Origin of the sequence: Pseudomonas sp. MWU12-2029, assembly GCF_023242425.1 — a bacterium.
In the GTDB taxonomy this organism is placed as follows: domain Bacteria; phylum Pseudomonadota; class Gammaproteobacteria; order Pseudomonadales; family Pseudomonadaceae; genus Aquipseudomonas; species Aquipseudomonas kribbensis.
This window is the reverse complement of sequence record NZ_JALJDY010000008.1, coordinates 283,275-303,561: the sequence shown is the minus strand read 5'-3', so window position 1 is coordinate 303,561 and position 20,287 is coordinate 283,275. Positions and strand designations below refer to the sequence as shown.

The 20,287-nt window shown below is 56.7% G+C and carries 16 protein-coding genes; all 16 read right to left on the bottom strand.

Annotation, left to right across the window (positions count from 1 at the left end):
- Window positions 1-17: 17 nt before the first annotated feature.
- The 16 genes from M5B44_RS21240 to tssM all read right to left on the bottom strand — a co-directional run bounded on the left by M5B44_RS21240 (window position 18) and on the right by tssM (window position 20,282).
- Window positions 18-395: a hypothetical protein gene (locus M5B44_RS21240; RefSeq protein WP_248740400.1), complete on the bottom strand. Its 378-nt coding sequence runs from the start codon at window positions 393-395 to the stop codon at window positions 18-20.
- 28 nt (window positions 396-423) lie between these two features.
- Entirely contained in the window at window positions 424-906 is a 483-nt protein-coding gene (locus tag M5B44_RS21235; RefSeq protein ID WP_248740399.1) for a hypothetical protein, read from the bottom strand.
- 22 nt (window positions 907-928) lie between these two features.
- Window positions 929-1,414, bottom strand: a complete 486-nt coding sequence (locus tag M5B44_RS21230) for a hypothetical protein (RefSeq protein ID WP_248740398.1) — start codon at window positions 1,412-1,414, stop codon at window positions 929-931.
- 20 nt (window positions 1,415-1,434) lie between these two features.
- The gene (locus M5B44_RS21225; protein ID WP_248740397.1) at window positions 1,435-3,885 is read right to left on the bottom strand and encodes an alpha/beta fold hydrolase; all 2,451 of its coding nucleotides are present in this window, start codon (window positions 3,883-3,885) and stop codon (window positions 1,435-1,437) included.
- A 9-nt stretch (window positions 3,886-3,894) separates the two neighbouring features.
- Window positions 3,895-5,289 (bottom strand): TIGR01777 family oxidoreductase, encoded by a 1,395-nt coding sequence (locus M5B44_RS21220; protein ID WP_248740396.1) that lies wholly within the window; start codon window positions 5,287-5,289, stop codon window positions 3,895-3,897.
- Window positions 5,290-5,429: 140 nt separating this feature from the next.
- Window positions 5,430-6,794, bottom strand: coding sequence for a lysozyme inhibitor LprI family protein (locus tag M5B44_RS21215; RefSeq protein WP_248740395.1), 1,365 nt, complete (start codon window positions 6,792-6,794; stop codon window positions 5,430-5,432).
- A 117-nt stretch (window positions 6,795-6,911) separates the two neighbouring features.
- Window positions 6,912-7,310 carry a hypothetical protein gene (locus tag M5B44_RS21210; RefSeq protein ID WP_248740394.1) on the bottom strand — a complete coding sequence of 133 codons (399 nt, stop codon included), beginning with the start codon at window positions 7,308-7,310 and terminating at the stop codon, window positions 6,912-6,914.
- A gap of 175 nt (window positions 7,311-7,485) precedes the next feature.
- Entirely contained in the window at window positions 7,486-7,890 is a 405-nt protein-coding gene (locus M5B44_RS21205) for a hypothetical protein (RefSeq protein WP_248740393.1), read from the bottom strand.
- A gap of 41 nt (window positions 7,891-7,931) precedes the next feature.
- Entirely contained in the window at window positions 7,932-8,609 is a 678-nt protein-coding gene (locus tag M5B44_RS21200; RefSeq protein ID WP_248740392.1) for a lysozyme inhibitor LprI family protein, read from the bottom strand.
- 380 nt (window positions 8,610-8,989) lie between these two features.
- Window positions 8,990-9,490 (bottom strand): hypothetical protein, encoded by a 501-nt coding sequence (locus tag M5B44_RS21195; protein ID WP_248740391.1) that lies wholly within the window; start codon window positions 9,488-9,490, stop codon window positions 8,990-8,992.
- Window positions 9,480-12,464 (bottom strand): peptidoglycan DD-metalloendopeptidase family protein, encoded by a 2,985-nt coding sequence (locus M5B44_RS21190; RefSeq protein WP_248740390.1) that lies wholly within the window; start codon window positions 12,462-12,464, stop codon window positions 9,480-9,482. Before M5B44_RS21190 ends, M5B44_RS21195 begins: the two co-directional genes overlap by 11 nt.
- Window positions 12,465-12,485: 21 nt before the next feature.
- Entirely contained in the window at window positions 12,486-12,923 is a 438-nt protein-coding gene (locus M5B44_RS21185; RefSeq protein ID WP_192552587.1) for a hypothetical protein, read from the bottom strand.
- A gap of 28 nt (window positions 12,924-12,951) precedes the next feature.
- Window positions 12,952-14,988: a type VI secretion system tip protein VgrG gene (locus tag M5B44_RS21180; protein WP_248740389.1), complete on the bottom strand. Its 2,037-nt coding sequence runs from the start codon at window positions 14,986-14,988 to the stop codon at window positions 12,952-12,954.
- A gap of 28 nt (window positions 14,989-15,016) precedes the next feature.
- Entirely contained in the window at window positions 15,017-16,018 is a 1,002-nt protein-coding gene (locus tag M5B44_RS21175; RefSeq protein WP_248740388.1) for a serine/threonine-protein kinase, read from the bottom strand.
- Complete coding sequence (locus M5B44_RS21170; RefSeq protein WP_039765158.1) at window positions 16,015-16,743, bottom strand: PP2C family protein-serine/threonine phosphatase; 729 nt, start codon at window positions 16,741-16,743, stop codon at window positions 16,015-16,017. The genes M5B44_RS21175 and M5B44_RS21170 overlap by 4 nt, the downstream gene beginning before the upstream one ends.
- Window positions 16,743-20,282 carry a type VI secretion system membrane subunit TssM gene (tssM, locus tag M5B44_RS21165; RefSeq protein ID WP_248740387.1) on the bottom strand — a complete coding sequence of 1,180 codons (3,540 nt, stop codon included), beginning with the start codon at window positions 20,280-20,282 and terminating at the stop codon, window positions 16,743-16,745. Before tssM ends, M5B44_RS21170 begins: the two co-directional genes overlap by 1 nt.
- Window positions 20,283-20,287 lie beyond the last annotated feature (5 nt).

The window sequence follows — 20,287 nt, the reverse complement described above, 5'->3', positions numbered from 1 at the left end:
AAAATTCCCTTTTGCCGTTAACCGGCCTGTTGTCCAGCCAGGCACTTTGCGTAGCCATCGGCGAATTTGGCATCGAATGACAGTTCCACCGGCTCTTCCAGTTCAGCCGAGGTATTGAGCAGCACCCGAGTGGCCGGGGTGTATTTGATCCAGCCGATAGTGCCGGTGCCGTCCGTATCAAAGAGCAACTGGGCTCGCACCATTTCACCGTCGTCTTCATCAATCAGCAGGTTGACCTTGTCCTTGCCGACATAGCGAAACGGGAAGTTGCTGCTCCTGACCATTTCGGTGAGATAGCCGTAGCAACTCCCGGCTTCGGCAGTTGCCGGAATGGCGTAGGTGAGGGGCAACAGTAGAAGTGCACTCAGCATGGGCCGAATGGAAAAGCGGTTCATCCAATCATCCTTAATCAAACAGCGGCGATCACAAATCCTTGAACGTCAGCAGCCGGAACTCGTTGTTCACAAACTCGAAGTAGCGGGTCCTGTAGCGGCTTTCCAGCTCATTACCCTGCGCGTCCTCTTCGGTATCGGCCGCAATGCCGGAAACAATGAGCAGACGACTATCGGGCTTGTTCGACAGGCTGAAGGTATTGCCGTCGTATGCATTCGGCAGTCCGCCGACAACCTCCCCCGTACGCGCATCCAGCACTTCGCCGCAAATGGCACTGCCACCACAACCGACTCGGTACAGGATGTAGTGGCCGGCAAAGTTGACCTTGCCTTTAAGTGCCTGCGCACGAGCCTTATCCATCATCGAGTTGCTGTGTTCTTGCGGCACCGGTTCGTGATTGATACCAGTGAACACTGGGGTGACGGTGTAATCCTTGAAGTCCGGGTCAGCGGCGTAAGCCACGGACGTGGCAATGGCCAAGAGACTGCCGAGTAGAACTGAGCATCCTTTCATGCTGTAACTCCGGAACTGAAATCTATTCGGACTGACCTTCATAACGCTGTGTCTGCGGGTTGAATTGCCACAGATGTGGTCGGGTCATGCCCTCTTCGCCCTTGTAGCGAATCCGCCCTCGCTTGTCCCTGATGTAGGAGTAGATCTCGATGTCCTTGAATTCACCGCCACCTTTGGGCGGACCGTCCAGAACTTTGACTCCGGCGAAGTAATCGCCACCCGAATACTTCAAGTAACCACGGCACTGGATCAGGAAGGCGAATGTGCTGTCCATTGAAGAACCAATGCCTACGCGGGAATTGAAGATGAAGTCTTCAATACCATCGCCATTTAGGTCGCCACGGAAGACCACGTGGCCTGGATCGATAGAGAATTCTTTTCCATCGAGACTGGAAAGTATGTCTTCCGGATCTGCGCCGCTCTCCGGCCATTGCGATAAAAAATATTTGGAGTCAGTTTCCTGATTGCAGACATCTGCCGCCATTCCCGCCATCGGCAGCCAGCTCATACATAGCACCAGAAGTCTTTTCACTTCACATCCTTCGAATTCATCAATTCCAATTCCCCATCCCGATACAACACTTCGCACCCGATCCACGCCAGATCCACCTGCGGCATCACCGCCGAAGGCTTGCGCAGTTCCCGCAACAACGTCGAACCATGCGACAACCGCCCACCCATCCGCGCAATCACCGCCCGCGCTGCCTGATAGTGCGCGTGACGCCCGGGATCGAGGGTGTCTTCCAGCAAGATGTCTTCGCCGAGAATGCCCCTCACCTGCCCCGGGTAAATCATGAATCCGGTGGCCTGTTCCGCACCTTCGCGGCCATCCTGCCAGAAGCTACCGTCGCGCGTGCGGATGTCCGGGTGCGGCGCAAACCAGTGTTCGCGATCCGCCAGAGGCATGGCGTGATGCAGGCGGAAGAAGATGCGCATCAGGTTGTCCCGATACCACTCGCGCACTTGCAGGTAGTAACCACGCAGGCCCGGCAGGCCGGTTGAATGCGCGAGGCGAATCAGCCCTGACCATTGCGGGAAGGCCTGCAATGGCAGCGCGTTCGACGCAGGTCGAGGTGTGGCGGGATCGGTCTCCCACGGCAGCCGATGAGGGCTGTTTTCCAGGTTGTCGTAAGCGGTGGGCGGTCGGCCCAGCCAGTCCCCGCCGCTGCTGGCCAGCGCCGTGGCGATGCACAGATTGCCCTGCACCACGAACACATAGAACCGGGTGAACCAGTCGGCCAGTTGCTGACCGTCAGCACCCTGGGCGACGAGGTCGGTCAGTTCTTGGTCGAAGCGCTGCAAGCCGTGTTCAAGGCTCAGCAAATGCCCCCGAGCGATACGCTGCATACGCAGGAACAACGGCAGAGAACGCAACATCCGCAGCGGTCGCCACGGCAGATGCGGAGTCGCGCCGCCGACTTCACCGGCATAGTTGTTGGCGCTGATACCCCAGTCGGCCAACCGTGCGAGAAACAGGTCGTTGTTGATGTAGGACGCGCCGCCAAATACAGCCGTGAACGGTTCGTTGTCCTGCAAAACCCGCGCATCCCAACGGGCCATGATCGCCGGGATGCTCGCGGCGGCCCGGCGCTGGGCGTACTCCACCAGCACACTGGGCTGCGGCGGCAGGATCTCGGCGATGTTGGCGGCCGTCAGGTGGCGGCGCCAGCCGTAGTCGCTGATCGGCCGGTATTGCAGCAGCCACAGTTGCGTACCGTCCCAGGCCCATTCGACATCGCCCGGCACATAGTGAAACACGCGCAAGACATCCTGGAGAAAGCGCCACAGCACGTCTTCGGCCAACCCATGGGTGGCCGTGAACGTGCCGCTGCACCAGGCTTCGCCGAGCCGCGAAAGCGTCGCCCGTTCCGGGCTGATCTTGCCGTCGGCAAGGGACTCAAGATGACCTTCAACCCACTCAAGCTCCACCGACAGATGACGCACAAACGCGATGCCCGACACCTGCGGCGTGATGAAGCGCTGCACCACCACTTCCTCGACACCTTCGGCAGTCAGCGCGGCAATGCGCGCCGGCAAGTTGGCGGCCGGCTCGCGCAGATAGGTCGTGCTCAAACCGGCATTCGCCGAGTCGGCCTGATCTTCGCCGTAACTGGAGGAACGCACCGCCCAGATCGCCTGTGGTTGGCGGGCGAGAAAGGCCGGTAGTCGCAGATCGTTGCAATCGTTGAGGGTCAGCGCCGCCGGCACCGGTTGCCGGGCCAGTTCCGCCAGACGCAAACGCCCGCCCTTGGTGTGCGCGACGAAGCCGCGCTCGCCCGACTCCAGCCACTGCGCAAACTGCACGGGCGCGTCGATCCATGGGTAATGGCCCCAACCGGGTTTGAGGCTGATGCTCAGATCCGCGCGCGCAAGAATCGCCGACCATGCCGCCGCTTGTTCGATGCCCAGTACTTTGTCCTGATCGCCCCAGACCAGCTCGACCGGGTCGGTGATCCACTCCAGCAATGGCAGCGCGGTGTCGGCACGGATCAGATCCCAGTGCGGCACAAACGCACGGCAGCGCGCATAACCGGCGCCCATGCGCTGGTACTGCGCGGGCGTCCAGGTCTGGTTGGAGAACTTGCGCGCGAACAGCGTGGGTTTGTTCGACAGCAGCCAGTGAATGGACTTGCGGATCGGCAGCGGTGACATCAGCGCCGGCAATCGGCGCTGCCACAAAAAGGCGCCCACCGGCGCCAGCAAAACACTGCGAGAAAAGTGCCCGGGCCGACGTTGCAGTGCATGCAGCACCAGCAACGCGTTGACTCCGACGGCAATGATCGCGCTGCCCTTTTTCGTCATCGCCAACAAGGTCTGCGCGTAAGCCGCCAGATCCTCACAGGGAGGCTGCGGGTTGGCGCCGAAGCCCGGCAGCTCCAGCGGTACCACGTCGTAACGCTGAAAATGCGGCAGCGCGTCATCCCACCAATCGGCGGCGCTGCCGTTACCGGCCAGCAGGTACATCAGGGGCTTGCTCATGGGCGATCCTCAGGCCAGATCGCGCAGCGCGGCGTCGAGGGTCGGATAGCGGAACGTGTAGCCCGCCTCGCTCAAACGCCGCGGCACCACACGCTGACCGTCGAAGAACAGCTGAGCCATTTCCCCGGCCAACGCACGCACTGGTGCGGCTGGAATGTGGAACCACACCGGGCGCTTGAGGACTTTGCCGACGTTCTCGGCGAACGTTGCCTGACTGACGGTTTCAGGCGCGACCATGTTGTAGGTGCCGCGCAAATTTTCATCGTGGAAAGATCGAGCGATCACCTGAATCACATCGTCGCGATGCACCCAGCTCATGATCTGCTGACCGTCGCCCATGCGACCGCCGAAACCCAGACGGAACGGGATCAGCAACGGCAGCAGCGCACCGCCCGGCCCAAACACCACGCCGAGGCGCAGCACGACCTGACGCACGCCAAACTCGGTCGCCGGTTGCGCCGCCGCTTCCCAACGCGCACAGAGCTCGGCCATGAAACCGTCACCCTTGCTGGCCTGCTCATCGAGGTTTTCGCTGGCATCGCGTACGCCGTAGAAACCGATGGCCGAGGCCTGAATCCACAGCGCCGGTTTATGGCTTGTGTGCTTCAGCCAGGTCATCAAGGCTTCGGTGGTATCGACCCGACTGGCGAGCAGTTGCGCCTGACGCTCGGGGCTCCAGCGCGGGCCGGCGACCGGTGCGCCGGCGAGGTTGATCACCACGTCGAAGGGTTCGTCGCGGCCGAGTTCGCTCAACGACCGCACACAGCGAACGCGACCGTCGAACAAGTTCGCCGCTTTCAACGGATCACGCGCCAACACACTGACCGTGTAGCCGGCGTCGAGTAACTGATTGACCACGGCTTCACCGATAAACCCGGTACCCCCGGTGATCAGCACACGCTTGTAGGCGCCGCCGACAAAGGGGTTGGACTTGCTTACGGTCCTTTCTGGCGGGGATGATCGACGATCATGGCGCAACAACCAGATCAGCGGCGGCAACAGCACCAGCAGCGCGAAACCGTCGAGCCACAGATGCGAGCAGACCTGTTTTTGCGCTGAAAGCCACATGTCCTGCGGCGCCCATAACAGGACGCCAGCCAACAACCACCCCCAAATTGCGGGAGCTTTAAGACGGTTGCCGAGGTGCACCAACGCGAGCATGTACAGCGAATAACTTTGCAGCGTCGCGCCGAACAGTGCGAGCCACCACACCTGCTGCTCGTGACCGGCGGCGGGGACCGCATCGGCGCCCCAGAATGCGAGTTCGAGGGTGTGAAGATAGCCGTCGAGTAATCCGGAATGACCGGCCCAGGTCAGCGTGAGACCGGCGAGCAAATGCACGATCGCGGCGGCATACAGCCAAAGCACCATCGCGGAGCGAAGAGAGAAAGAGGGGGCTGGCATTCCGTGTCCTGAGCGCGTTCCTTGAGGGCGGGGAGTTTAAAGGAAAATGGGGGTTGTCAGATGCACAAGCGGTAAGCGTTTTAGTGCGACTGGTTCAAGATCAGCGCGTGCGAAAGCGCACCAAACATGCCCCACGAACTTCAAATGCAGTGACTGGCTTTGATCGGCTGTGTGCCTTGCGAGCTCAAAAGCTTCAAGTGCTCCTTCGCCCGGGGGTCACCTTTGTCAGCAGCCATTTGGTAGCAAGCCAATGCACGGGACATATCTTTTGTGCCCAGTCTTCCACCCTCGAATGTAGAAGCCAGATAATTCATCGCTTCGGTCGAATCCATCTTTACCGCCCGAATGATCTGCTCTTCCGCTTGCGCGGGATGAAGGCAAGGGCCGCCATAGTCTGTGGAATTTCCTAAGCAAAAAAACGTGGCATAGGCCAACGCGCCACTCGGTATTTTCGAAGCCGCTTTGAACAGTGCTTCAACCCTTGGGGTTTCCAACTGAGACGCCATTTGCGAAAGGCTAAGGCTTGCCGCCGAGAGGCTCGCCTGTGCATCCCCCGACTCTGCGGCACACAAGTAATTTTCCAAGGACGCTTCGATCAACTCCACCGTCAGTCGGTACTGCTCAAGAAACCCTAACCCACCTAACGCTTCAGCACGTTGATAACAGAATTGCTCGGCACGGTTCATTCCTGGGTTATTTGTTGCCACCAGATACTGCTCGCTGACCGACCAATCCTCAATCCCCTCCAGCACCCAGCACGCCTGACGAGAGAAATTGAAGATTTTTACATTGCTGTTGCCCGCCCGCTTATCGACCACGTTGACGTGACTGTCATCGACCTCTTCAATCTCGACTCCAGGTGTCTTGCCAGGTGTGATGGCAGCCATCAGCGGGTAGGTGAAGGAAGCTCCGCTGACGCCCGAGGTCGAAGGCTCAAAGGTACTACGGTCCTTGCCGGCAACCGGCTTCAACACAAGCGACTTGACGGTCATCGCAGTGAGACGGCGCTGTGATTCACTGCTGGCGGAAAACGCTGTCAGGAAAGCAGGGAATTCCTCCGAAGGACAAGCGCCGTTGGCAGGCGCTGTCGAAGTGCTCTTGTCGAATGCAAGGGCAGGGACGATCTTGTCCAGATAAACCGAGCGCTCACGACTCATTCTGGTGATGCACGAGTTAACCGCGAACACATGCGCCGGCATCCCCGTCTCGATCTCGAATGCCTCCAAAGGGCAGTTCGCATCGCGCAATTTCAGCCATGCACGTTGCGACTCTTTAACCTTCGCAGCGTACTCCGCGCCCAATGCCGGATCCGCTCGATAATCAGACTCAAGCCGCGCCATCAATTGCTTGTAGCTGAGGTTCAACTGCGTATCGGCAGCCTTCTTCGCCGCCTCCGAGCAGGGCACCATTTCCAGGCTTGAGGTGACATGGCTGCAGTCATCCTGCGCGTACACCGCTGTAACAGGCAGCAGCATTGCCAGCAGGGTAAAAACAAAACGTTTCACTGTGTTCTTCCTTGAGTCATTCAGGCTTTGCGTTTGGCGAACCGGGTGGCGCATTGCTTGGCAATGTTCATTTCCCAATAGGTGTTGAGCAAAGCTTTACGTTTTTTGGGGCCGGGCCTATTCCGATCCCGCTACACACTGTCCATCCTGAAGATCAGGAGCCAGCGCCCGATTTCCCGACAGATACCAACTCGCAAGCGACTGACTCTCGCAATAAGCGTTCTTCTCGGCATCGTAATAAAACGCGACCTTGTGATTGGCCATCCCGCCCCGGTTGGGGACAAACAACTCGACGGCGAACACGACATCGGGCAAAGCAGTTTTTCTATCCGACATCAGCGTGGGTGGCCCCAGAAACTTACAGGGCACGCCGTCAAAAGGCAGATCCAACTGGCCGTCTTGATACCTGTAAATCGCGCAAATGCCATTCGGATCTTCAATCACCACGGCAGCCATCGTTCCACCGCTCCAGTTCACCACGCCATCTGCAATGGCGCGAAAACTCTCGGCAGGCATTTGGTCTTCCTTCGTGAGTGCAGCGACCATCGCGGTGGGCATTGTATGGCTTGTACTGATACCGACTGGCGCTGCGCTTGCGGACAACGCCCACGTCAACGCCAGGAACAACAGGGGAACGACTTTCACTCTAAATCTCCGATGGCATGGCTGACCGATATGCAATGCACGACCCTTACTGCGCCGTACATTCAGGTTCTGCGAGACGCTCACCATCAACGCGGAATTTGCATAATTCGGTAGTTTCATTCACTCCAACCAACGACATCAGCTTGAAGGTCAACTGCAATTCGGTATCGGAAAACGTGGCCCTATCCAATGAGACATCGGTGAAGCCGTTGTTAAAGTTCTTCCCTTCAATGTCGCAGAAATCCATCGAGTCGCTCGCTGCTCCTTGTCCCCCAGGCTTGAGAATCTGAATATTGACGCAGGGGCTATCGAACGTTTGGTAATAACGGATCAGCTTTCCGGAAACTTGAGCAACATCGGCTTTATATATATCGACGACCGGACCTCGTGCATTGCCTGCAAATGCACAACATGAAAAACACAAAACTGAAAACAGCGACAATCCTTTCAAGACTCACCCACTCCATAACCCTGCTGATCAAATGCTTTAGTTCACTGTTTGCGATTGTCCGGAGCCATAGCCAATTGACGGGCTCTCTCTATCGTCGCGCGGATCAAGCAGGAATTTGACCACTCCCCGAAAACCGATTTAGACGATTTAGGCTCAGGCAGACACTCCGCATCGCGAAATTTCATCCAGGCCCTTTGGGTTTCTCTCAGGCCTTTCCGTGCATTTTCGTCCAACCGTTCCATGCGCTCCCGGTAAACGAGGTTGAGCAGTGCATCCGTATCCGTCACAACCAGATCAAGCGCCCCACTCGACGTAGTTGGCCACACAACGTCCGCCAACGCCTGCTTGGTTTCGTTGTTCCAATTGTAGAAACCGTTCTCTTCAATTTTCAGCCGGGCAGAGCGCCCATAATGATTGGTCGGATCGCTCGCACTGACTTCAGATTGGTAGACAATTTCCAGATAGATCGGGTCGGTTGAGCGCTGAGGATCATTCAGCAGCGTTTGACGAACGATGGACCGTTGCTTTTTGCTCTCGGTGATTTCAATCGAAAAACATGGGTCCGGGCCGGGACGGTCGGTCGACTTCACCCGCGCCAGACACTCTTTACGAAGGGCCATGGACGGAGCATCTGGCCCAAATCCTATGTCTACAACCCTCACGAGCAGTCGTATTTCTGGATCTTTGGAAAAATCCGCCTGAAGCACGGTCGCAATCATAGTTCCTTCTGCTTTCACAACCGAAGGCAGCAAAGAAAAAGCCAAAACAAGACTAAATCTAAAATTCATAATCCCTTGATGTCCGCAAAAAATACAACAGCAAACTAGACCTGTTTTAATCTAAACATACGAAACAGACCTATTTAAACGCCGCACCAAAATCAAAGCCACTGAGCGCAACACCACAAATAAATCTGTCACCTTTTCTGGAAGATGCTGGAAACATTCATTTCATCTGATCATATAGAACAAACAAATCCGCCACTTTAACTTACTGAGCGCAACAAATAAATTTGTCCATTTTAATTAAGCACAACAAACAATCTATCCCGTTAGCTTTTTAAAGCTTCAACACCAATATAACCGCTGACACAAACAACTTACTCATCCTCGCTCATAATCAAATGAAACTCCTTTCCATCAAAATCGTAATACCGTGTACGATACTTATGCGAGACCTTATTACCATCAACCCCCAATTCTTTATTTTCAGTGACACCCATTATAACGATCAAACTACTATCTACATGATACTCAATATCAAAAGGCTTACCTGTTTCCTCATCTTCCCCCTTATAAGCATTTGGAAGGGTCTTGATAACTTCACCAGTTTTCGCATCTATAACCTCCCCACAGATTGACGAGCCTCCACATCCGCCAGTATATACAATGTAATGACCAGCAAAATTTACAGATCCTTTTATTGCATCCTTCCTAATTCCATCCCATTGACTACCTGTATCCTTATTAACTAATGAATGAACGCTTCCTCCATACACATCCTTGATCATATATTGTGAAAACAAAGGCGGTTCAGCCAGCGCCGAAAAGCTGACTGCGCACAACAACATGAGCACCCTAGGCAACATCTTAGTTAGCATTCTTTTTTGACTCCTCTAAAACTCGAACCATTTCATCAGGCTTAATATGAGCGACATTCAGGCCATCACCTTGATAATAAGACACCCCCTCGACCTCCGCAACTCGTTCAATCATTTGCCTTTTATGAGTTACCGGATCAAGAATTGCGTGACCAGCAGAATCTTTAAGATACGTAGGATTTATTCTTTTACCTCGACGCACACCTGCTGATGCAAACTCTTTGGCCCAAGCATAGATTGCATCCTCAACATCGCCGCTACCTTCCAGGTAGTTAATAATTGCCTTCCTTTTGATCCTTATAAGGTACTGATCGAATATTTTATCTTGCATAGCTTCGTCATATTTTTGCGACGTATCCAACTTCAGCTTATCCACTGCATCAGCCAAAGTCGAAGTAACTATCTGATATCTTCCCGTCGCAAACATTTCACTATTTTCTTGTTTTGCCTGGACCTCGGCTATGGTCAGCGACGTCAAGTTTGTATTGTAGTATGGCTGAACCTCATTACCCACAGTTCGATTGTAGGCGGTATAGTCATTACTTGACTCAACTTTTGCCAATAAGTTACCGAACGCACTATGGGCCCAACCAGCCAAGGCAGGTTTAAGAAGATGATTAGATATGAATTCAATAGGATGGAAGTGCCAAACAACGTCCGAGGCCATAGCTTGTATACTTACAAGTTCATCCCAAAACACATACTTATCAATACGTTCTTTTTCATGCTTAAGTGTTTTTGGAAATCCCTCTAGAAGCTTCTCTAGCTTGGCCCATTTCACTGCATCTGACTTTGACTTCCACTCCGTCGGATGATGCGCGACAAGCTTAGCCCACTGATCTCTGATTGCAGGGTCTCTCAAAGCGTCAGCAAGCTCAGATGCATCAACCTCCCCATCATGATTCTTATCTATCTTTGCAAAAATTTCTTTAAAAAATTTTGGCATATTTTCAGAGTCAAGAAATCCGTCAGCATCAGAATTAGTCTCTTCAACTATATGAAAACCTAATTTTTCCCAATCATGCTGTGTAATTACTTCCGTTCCTGCTTTCTTTACCAATCCGTTAATTTCTTGATCTCCATCGAACAATTTCACCTCATAATACTCTTCGCCCCCCTCCTTTATGACTGACGCTTTGCTCAGATCTATCACGCAATCCTTATTTAACTCCTTACTTTCTAGAGAAGGGGCTTTATTCTTCACTACAGTCTTAGATGGCAACCACAAGTACTTCCTACCAATCTTTAAAACGGCAGAATTTTCAAGAAATTTATTTACATCAGCTTCATCTGTGAAAATCTCAATATGGACTTGCCGCCTTCCACTTATTTCACCTTGTTCGCTAACAAGATTCTCGACTAAACCTAAATAGCCAACGGGGTCGCCTGCCTTAACGCCAGCACCAACTTTAATAACGTTGTCGAAATTAGTCGGTGTGAGATCCCAACGGACGAACTGGCTAGACGGATCATTCTCTACGATTGTCCAAAATGATGAGGGCGCGCTTCCAGTCGCTTGCCATACACCTCCGGATACCAAAGTGCATGGAGCCATACGGCGCAACACATTGCCGACCACTAGGTTCACAACCATAGTGCTGTCAAATTCAATTACACTTTTTACGGCTAATTCTAAATTTCCAGCAACACGAGGACCCGCGACTTTTTCGTTTACAGGTTCCGCTGGAGGCTGAAAGATCGGCAAGCGTCTAGTGGCTTGGGCTTTGACTTTTCCCTGCCAATAATTAGGCCTAGCCCTCTCAGGAATAGCGTCTCCTAACCAGATACGATTACCTTTGGAGTTCTTGTATGGTTCACCGTCTTTCATGTAAGCAAACCAGATTTCGCGCCCTACGCCACGTACTTTGTGAGACCCGCTCTTTACACTGCCAGATAGAATCTTTCCTTTGGCGTACGTCACGTTCCCAATATCTTTCTGGTCTATGATCTCCAGCTTCGTACCGCTTGCTACTTTACCTGGTGAAGGTGTCTGTGCTGATACAGGTGCCTCGTCGTAAGCCTTAAAATCTCCCACCTTCATTGTGACTTTCGGTGTCGGCTTCTCTTGGGTTGTTAGAGGATATCCCTGATAAGGCAGCAAATGCATGTATAGACTGTAAAAGTTCAGTTTGTTTTGTTTACCCTTATTCACCCCTTCCTCAGGATTGGGTGCGGATTTATATTCATGGCGCACAAGGCAAAATGAGTTCGAATACTTGAGCTTTTTTTCGCCGTCACCAAAAGTCGATTCCAAATAATCTTCATTTAGCCGATAAGCAACTACTTTACCATCAGCGACACAGCGAATCGGTTCATTCAACACACATTGTGGTATAGATATTTCGCTGATATGAATGCCGCCATGCCAAAATTTATTGCTGCCCAGCAGATAATGCCCTGACCGCTCGTTCGCTAAAGTTTTGTAAACCTCTTCTGCATCGGAAAACTGTTTCCCATCCGCTTGTCGGAATGGGTACTGAAAATTCATCAAAGGCGCAGGCCCTTGGGCAGCGACAGGAGCAGCCGCGGGTGTCGCAGCACTCTGTTGGCTCCACCAAACCTCAGGACTTATCAGGTTGCCACTAGGACTTTTCATTTGATAGTGAACATGGCGAGGATATTGAGTTATACCATTCGGTCCTTTTCCTCCCATCGTTCCGATTTCGTCACCTGCCGCAACAGTCATCCCTTGGCTTACCGAATGGCTACTGGTGTGTAGAATTTCGTGACTGTTACCGTCCGCGTCTTTTATTTTTATCGTACCGTAATTACCACCGGTAAATGTGACTGTACCGGAGATTGGTGCATAAACTTTAGGATTCTGCAGATTGATGCCGTTCTGGCCACCTTCATAATTAAAATCAGTTCCTCCGTGAGGGCCGTTCGCACGTTGTTCGCCATAAACTCCCGTGATATGAGGTTGATGGCCATTAACTGGGGGCAGAACACGATGCATTACTTCACTGAAAGACATAAAACATCCTTTTAAATTTTGTCAAAGCGAGTAGTCTTGAATTTCTTCCAAAAACCAACAGCGCTCAAGTTTAAAAATATATAAAACCTGATAGTCAGTATCCGGCTTTTCAATTTTCACTTTCGCAGTCTTTTTGGCTTCTTCAAGAATCTCAATCTGAATTCCTTCCGATGCTCTTCTACTTGCATTAGGAACTAAAGGGAAGTTTATATCTTGCCTTTCTACTAAAACCACTTTCTGCTCTGGCTCTGGTTCGGCGTCTACCGTTATCATTTTCTTCAATGGATTGTGAGTAAATTCACGCTGAACGGCAGGGCTCTCCGTATAAGCAGCTAAAAAACTTGAGAATGTCTTCGATGGGCAGGACTCAATATCAGTACCACCTGCAGTTGCGCTATTCGAAAAAAATGCGACCGCAGATATAACTAACGCAAAGATAAGTTGATTCTGATTATTCATAATATAGATCCTTCAGCGTAATCATTGATCACTCAGAAAACACAAAAAAAGCCTTCGGCTTAACCTTCTCAGGCGGCGCATTCAACAACGCCTGATCCATCAAACTCCCCGCCTTATCCTTATCCGCCGCCCCCGGCAGCACCGGCGGTTTGATCCCGATCCCGGTCCCCGAGCCAGCCGAGCCGCCGGCGTTGATCTTCACCACCGGCCCAACCACCGTCACCCCACCGCCATCGAGCTTGATGAAACTGCCGCCGCCGAGAATCGTCAGCTCAGTTCCCGCCTCAATGACAATTTTGTCCCCCGCCTTGATGTGTATCTCTTTCCCGGCACTGGTCAGTTGCGCCGTCCCGAGCTTCACATGCTGGTTCTCACCAATGGTCAGGTGGTCGTCCATCCGCGCTTCGATCTTGCGGTCGGAAATCGTGGTGCGGTGTTCTTCGGCCTTCAGCTCGGTGTAGGTGTTTTTCACCACGGTGTCGTGGCGTTCGTTGCCGACGCGGATTTTCTGGTCGTGCTCGACGTTTTCATCCCAGTCACGCTGGGCGTGGATGAAGATTTGTTCGGCGCCTTTTTTGTCTTCGATGCGCAGTTCGTTGTAGCCACCGCCGCCCGGGGAGCTGAGGGTTTTGAAGACGCTGCGGGTTTTGTTCGCTGGCAAGGCGTACGGCACCGGGTTTTCCTTGTGGTACAGGCAGCCGGTGACCAGTGGCTGGTCGGGGTCGCCTTCAAGGAAGGTGACGAGGACTTCCATGCCGATGCGCGGGATGGAGATGGCGCCGTAGCGGTCGCCGGCCCAACTGCTGGAGACGCGCAGCCAGCAGCTGGTCTTGTCGTCGGCCAGGCCTTCGCGGTCCCAGTGGAATTGCACCTTGATGCGGCCGTACTGGTCGCAGTGGATTTCTTCGCCTTTGGGGCCGGTGACCATGGCTGTCTGGCTGCCGAGGACGCGGGGTTTCGGGTGTTCGAGGACCGGGCGATAGAACACGTCCCACGGGGTGGCCAGGAAGCGGTTGCGGTAGCCCTGGTGGAAGTCGTCCTTGTTGTCGGTGGTGTCGCTGGTCACCGACTCTTCGAGGACTTGCGGCTGTTTGCCTTCGTGGAAGATTTCGGTGAGCAGCCACAGGTCGTTCCACTCGCTGCGCGGATGGTCGGACATTTCCATGAAGTGGCCGCTGACCAGTCGGGTCTGGTCGCCACGACCTTCGGCCTGACGGTAGTCGGCGCGATGACGTTCGAGCGCGCGCTGGCTGAGGAACTTGCCGCGCGCGCGGTCGATGAAGCGGCCGGGGTAGTCGTAGTCTTCGAGATCCGGTTCAGTGCTTTCGCCGTCCGGTTTGTAGGCGGCTTCCATTTGCAGGCGCGGCTTTTCGAAGTCGTAGTCGCGGCGGGTGGTGCGGCTGGTGCGGGTTTCCAGGCGCAGCCGGAAGCCTTTGATCACCGGTTCCTCGGCGACCATGCCGCTGCCCTGCACATACGCGGTGGGCTGGCCGAGGTTCGGGAACACGGTCTGGTCATCGCCGAACACCAGCAGGTGGCCTTTCTGGCTGTGCTGGAAGTGGTAGTGAATGCCTTCTTCTTCGCACAGGCGCTGGACGAAGTGCAGGTCGGTTTCGTCGTACTGCACGCAGTAGTCGCGATCCGGGCACGGCTGACTGAGCTGGAAGCTGTAGGCGTTGCCCTTGATGCCGTGTTCGTCGAGGATCAGCGCGATGATTTTCGGCGCCGACATCTGCTGGTAGATGCGCTGGTTGGTGCGGTGATGCAGGTATTGCAGTTGCGGCACCAGCGAGACTTTGTAGCGGGTCAGGCGCTTGCCGGCATCGCCCTGGGCCACGCGGTAGATCTGGCCGTGAATGCCCGAGCCCTGCGGATCGAGGGCGAGGAACGCCTGTTTGTGCAGGAGTTTTTCCAGGTCCAGATCCGGGTTTTCGCTGACCAGTTCCAGGTCGAAACGGAACGGCTGGCTGATGCCTTCGGTGCCGGTGAACGACAGGACTTGCAGGTCGCCCACGTAGTCTTCGACCGTCAGGCTGAAGTGCGTTTCGTTAGCTGGGTTGAACATAGTGTGCTCCCTGTTCGAATGTCATCCGTTACGCCCTCAGCCGCAAACGCTGCAACCAGGACGAAGTGGCGCCCAAGGCGTCACGCAATTGTCCGGCAGTGATGTTGCGCTCTGCCGCGTCAAAGGCCAGCGCGGTGCGCAGCGCTGGCCAACAGTGTGTCGGCAGATTTGCCGGGGCTTGCAGTTCACGATCCAGGTGTTCGTCACGGGCCTGGGTCGAGGGCAAGCGGCGGAACGGGTGTTTGCCGCCCGCCAGTTCATAGATCAGGCAAGCCACGCCGTACACGTCCGCGCTGGCCGACAGCGGTTGGCCTTCGAGCAGTTCGGGGGCGGCGTAGCCCGGGGTCCAGGCGTTGAAGCGCTCGCGGCTCAGGTGCGGCAGGCCGGGCAGGATGCCCTCCTCGGCTTGCCCGAGACCGAAGTCGAACAGGCGCACGCCGTCTTCGCAGAGCATGACGTTGCTCGGTTTCATGTCACCGTGCAGCACGCCGCGACGGTGGGCGTAGGCCAGCGCGTCGAGCAGCGGCAGCGCGATGTCGCGCAGTTCTTTCCACGGCAGGCCCAGCGGCCGCTCGCAGAGCAGTTTGTCCAGGGTCAGGCCACGCATGAGTTCCATGGTGATGAAGGCCCGCTGGCAATCGGTGTCCACTTCGAACGTGTGCGGTCGCAGCACGTTGTCGTGGCGCAGGCGTCGGGTCAGGGCGAACTCGCTGTAGAGCAAGGCGCTGGCGTCCGGCGACTCGGCAAATTCTTCGCTGAGGATTTTCAGCGCAATGTAAGGATCGGGATCGCCGAACTGTTCGTGCAGCAGATCCCGGGCCCGGTAAACCGCACCCATGCCTCCGGCCCCGAGCAGGCGCTCGAGGTGATAGCGGCCGGCGAGTACGTCCGGCAGTGCACCGATGCTGGCCTTGGTTGGCGCCAGCAAAGGCTCTGCCTTGTTTTCCTTGGCGAAGGCGAAGTAGGTCAGGTTGTTGGCCTGCTCTTCGCTCATCAGCAAGTCGTCGACTGAGGATTCGAGTTCAGTCATTGGCGGATCACCACGGCAGTCAGATTGTCCCGGGCGGCGCCACGCAGGGCGCCGTCGAACAGACGTTCCAGCGCCACATGCGGCGCCGCCAGGCTGAGGGCATTGCCGAGGGCATCGCTGCTCAGGCCTTGATACAAACCATCGCTGCACAGCAGGAACACATCGCCCGGATACACCTCGAGTTCCAGCACATCCAGAGTCAGTTGTTCCGCCGCACCGACCGCCCGGGTCAAAGCCTGGGCGGCCGGGTGCGCCGCAGCCTGCTCGACGCTCATCTGTTGCTCGTCGATCAGTTGCTGCTGCAGCGAATGGTCCTTCGACAACTGGTACAACCGCTGCCCGCGCCACATGTAGCAACGGCTGTCGCCGGCCCAGATGCAGGCCGCGCGATTGCCTTCCACCAGCAGCGCCACGACGGTGCTGCCCATGATGCTGTCGTGACGCCCGGCAGTGACGGTCAACTCCTGCCCCAGGCGCCGGTTCAGCCAGTGCAGGCACTGGCGGATGGCTTTGAGGCGTTCGTCGAAGTCTTCGTGCTGCGGCAGTTCAGCCAGGCTGGCGACGATCAGCTGGCTGGCGATGTCGCCACCCTGATGACCGCCCATGCCGTCCGCGACCACCCACAGCCCATGCTGCGGGGTGTCGAGGAAGGCATCTTCGTTGCGCGACCGCACCTTGCCCGGGTCGGTTCGCGCCGCGCTGCGCCAGGGACTGGCCACCAGCATCAGAGCTGCACCGGCATACGGAAGGTGCGCATCACGCCCATGTCGAACGGGTTCGGCGTGCGCTGGCTGGTCAGCAGGTAGTTGGCGCGCAGGCCACCCACGTCGGCTTTCAGCACCAGCACGTCGCGGCCGGTCAGGTACTCGGTCTGCATCAGGTCGAACAGACGGAACAGCGACCACGGGCCGGAGTTCTTCTCGATGCCGATCGGGCGGCCGGCCATCTTGTCCATGACCAGGCTGGTGCGACCGTCTTCAGCATCGGTCGGCCACTTGAAGTTCATCGGCAGGATCGGACCGTGGCGGTATTCCATGGTCTTGTCGCCGAACTTGAACTCGGAACGGCTGACCGCCGGATCAAGGGTGTACGGCTCCAGCTTGAACTGCACGGTCGGCTCGGCCGGGTTGATCGAGAAGAAGCTCTGGCGAATGTTCAGTGCCGCCGCCATCTGATCGAGGAAGACCTTGGACACCGGCAGGCTGCGACCGTCGACGCTGCGCATCCGGTAGTTGCCCGGATCACCGCTGACGAACGGACGCATGTAGCTGTCGAAGAAGCGGTCGATGGTGCCTTGAGCCCGGAAGAACTCGCGGAAATCGCTGATCGCCACATCGCTAGTGCTCGATGCGCTGAACGGGTAACGCTGGTTGATGGTCTTGCCATACACGCTGTACAGCTCGCTCTGATAACGGCCGTTCAGGTATTGGTAGGCATCGTTCAGCACCAGGCGCCACGAGTCTTCGGCCAGCACGTTGAACCACACGCTCAGCGGACGCGGCAGACGACCCGACGCATTGCGCAGGTTGGTCAGCGCATCACGCTGGCCGCTCATGCGGGTCTTGGCCAGTTCGAATGCGGCCTGCTCCGGCGTGCTGGAACGGGCAAGGCCCGCCAGTTGCAGTTGCAGGTCGTTGAGTGCGGTGAAGGCCGGGGTCAGATCAGCGGCCGGGCCGTTGTTGTCGTCGAGCAGTTTATGCAGCGGCTCGAAGCGACGTTGCAGCGACTTCTTGGCGGTGTCCGGCAGGTTCTTCGCCACGTTCATGGCCGCAGCCTTGTCCGTCAACGCCGAAGCGAGTTTGCCGACCTTGCCCAGTTTGCCCTTCTGCCCCGCCAGCGCATCGGCGGCGTCACCGGCTTCATCCACCGGCTCAGGAGCCGCCGGGAAGCGGGTGTTTTCGCGAACTTCGGTCAGCAGCGCCAGCACCGGCGAGTTGGCCGAAGTCAGGCCCGCCAGTTGCTCGGCGCCTTCACCGGCATCGCTGATCGGCGGCAGCGCCACCTGGCCAACGGCCTCGCTCCAGTAGTTGGCGTAGTCGCGGAAGTACAGTTGCTCCAGCTCGACCATCAGGCGACGCAGATCCATGTCGCTGATGCCCGCGCCTTCGCCCAGTACCCAGTTGTCACGCAGGATGTCGGTGACCAGCGCCGAACCCTGCACCGAGAAATACTGCTGATAACCGGTCTGGGTGTAGAAACCCGGAATCACGTATTCGGTGCCGATGAACAACGAACCCTGCGGGCCGAGGTGCTGGCTGAAACGGTAGTCCGGCAGGTTGCGCGCCTGTTCGCGTAGCATGCGGTAAACCACAGCCGCCAGGGACTCACTGCGCAGAACCTGACGGGCCTGAGTCACCAGTTGCTCGTTGAGCGGGTAGATAAACGGCAGCTTCAGCAGACGCTCAAGGTGCGCGTTCAAACCGTTCTGCACTGCGGTGTTGCCGGTGTAGCGCTGGGACCAGTCGGTAGCGACCCAATCCTTGAGCCATGCCGCGTCGCGACGGTCCTTCATGTTCAGCATCAGGTACGCGCGCAGGCTGTTGATCAGCTTTTCGCGGTCCTTCATATTGGCGCGGATCTGGCCTTCGAGCATGGTGGCAACGCGCGGCAGCAGTTGCTTTTCAAGCTCGCGCTCGTACGCCTCCTTGACCACCGGATTGACGTCCTGGCCCTGATACAGACCGACGCGTTCGTGGTACGCAGCGTCGCCCTTCTTCGGGAACACCTGAGTCGCGGCGTAGCTGGTGTCGAGGGTTTTCAGCGTGCCCATGGCGTCATCGCGCGGCGACAGTGCCGTGCGCTGCTGCGTCCAGTTCTGCGCCAGATTGCGCAGGTTTTCCAGACGCTCCCAGTTGGCCGAGAAACCACCGGCCCAGAGCATGCCGAACAGCACCAGCGCGCCCAGTGCACCGACGTACAACGCACGCTGGCCCCAATGGATGCGGCTGCGCTCCCGCTTGTCCAGACCGGCCAGATCGGCCTCGGGGAAAATCACCCGGCTGAGCAAATGGTGGATGAAACGCGAACGACCGCTGCGCAGGGTCGGCAGCACGCCGGCGCTCATGCCCAGACTCGCGCCGATACCGGCGGTGGTCGAATCCATTTCGTGGGTCAGGTGGGGAGCGCTGGTCAGGTAGAAACCACGCAGTTGCGTCGCTCGCTGATAGCGGTTGCCGGTGAACGCCATGTCGACGAACAGGCACAGACGCTCGCCGATCTGCCCCATCTGGTGCGGGAAGTCGAGGATGCGGCCACGGCGCTGGGTGTCGCGCTCGGAGTGCATGCGCATGATCACCTGGCTGTTGAGGCGACGCAGCAGCTCTTCGAACTCGCCACGCAGCACAGCCACGTCGGTGCCGACCTGATCCTTGCGGAAACTGGTACCCAGCACCTGATCGCTTTCTTCGCGGGTCAGTTGGTCGAAGAACTCGTCGAAGCCCAGCAGCTTGTCAGCCTTGCTCAGCACCAGATACACCGGCACGTCGACGTGCAGCTTCTGATAGACGTCTTGCAGACGCGCACGCACCTGGCGGGCCAGGGTGTCGATGTCCTGCTCGCTGCCACCGGTGAGGGTTTCCACCGGAATGGTCACCAGCACGCCGTTCAGCGGACGACCGCGACGACGCTTGCGCAGCAGCTCCAGCAGAGTGGTCCAGGCGCTGCCGTCGACTTCCGAATCCGGTTGGGTCAGGTAGCGGCCGGCGGTGTCGATCAGCACACCGTGGTCGGCGAAGTACCAGTCGCAGTGGCGGGTGCCGTGGGTATCACGGGTCAGCTTGCGGTCGATCTTGTTGATCGGGAATTCCAGCCCGGAGAAATCCAGCAGGCTGGTCTTGCCGCTGGCCTGCGGGCCGATCAGCAAGTACCACGGCAAGTCACTGCGCCAGCGCTCGCTGCGGCCGCGATACAGGCTCGAAGTCTTGAGGGTTTTCAGGGCGTCCTTGAAACGCTCCTTCAACTCTTTCTGCTCTTCTTCGATCAGGTCGTCGCGACGGATACGGTCCTGGCCGTCTTCGGTTTCCTCGACGGCTTTCTTGCGGATACCGGCGCGCCAGCTGACGAAGACCATGGTCAGGCCCCAGATCAGGAACAGCACGGCGATGGTCAGCAAGCGCGAGGTGGAACTCTCCCAGAACTTGTAGTCATCCACCGCCAACAGCGGGCCGACGAACCACACCAGCAGCGCCACGAACAGCACCAGCAGCAAGGTCCAGACCCAGGTCTGGCGCAGGAAGGCGCCGACTTTCTTGAAAAACTTTTTCATCACAC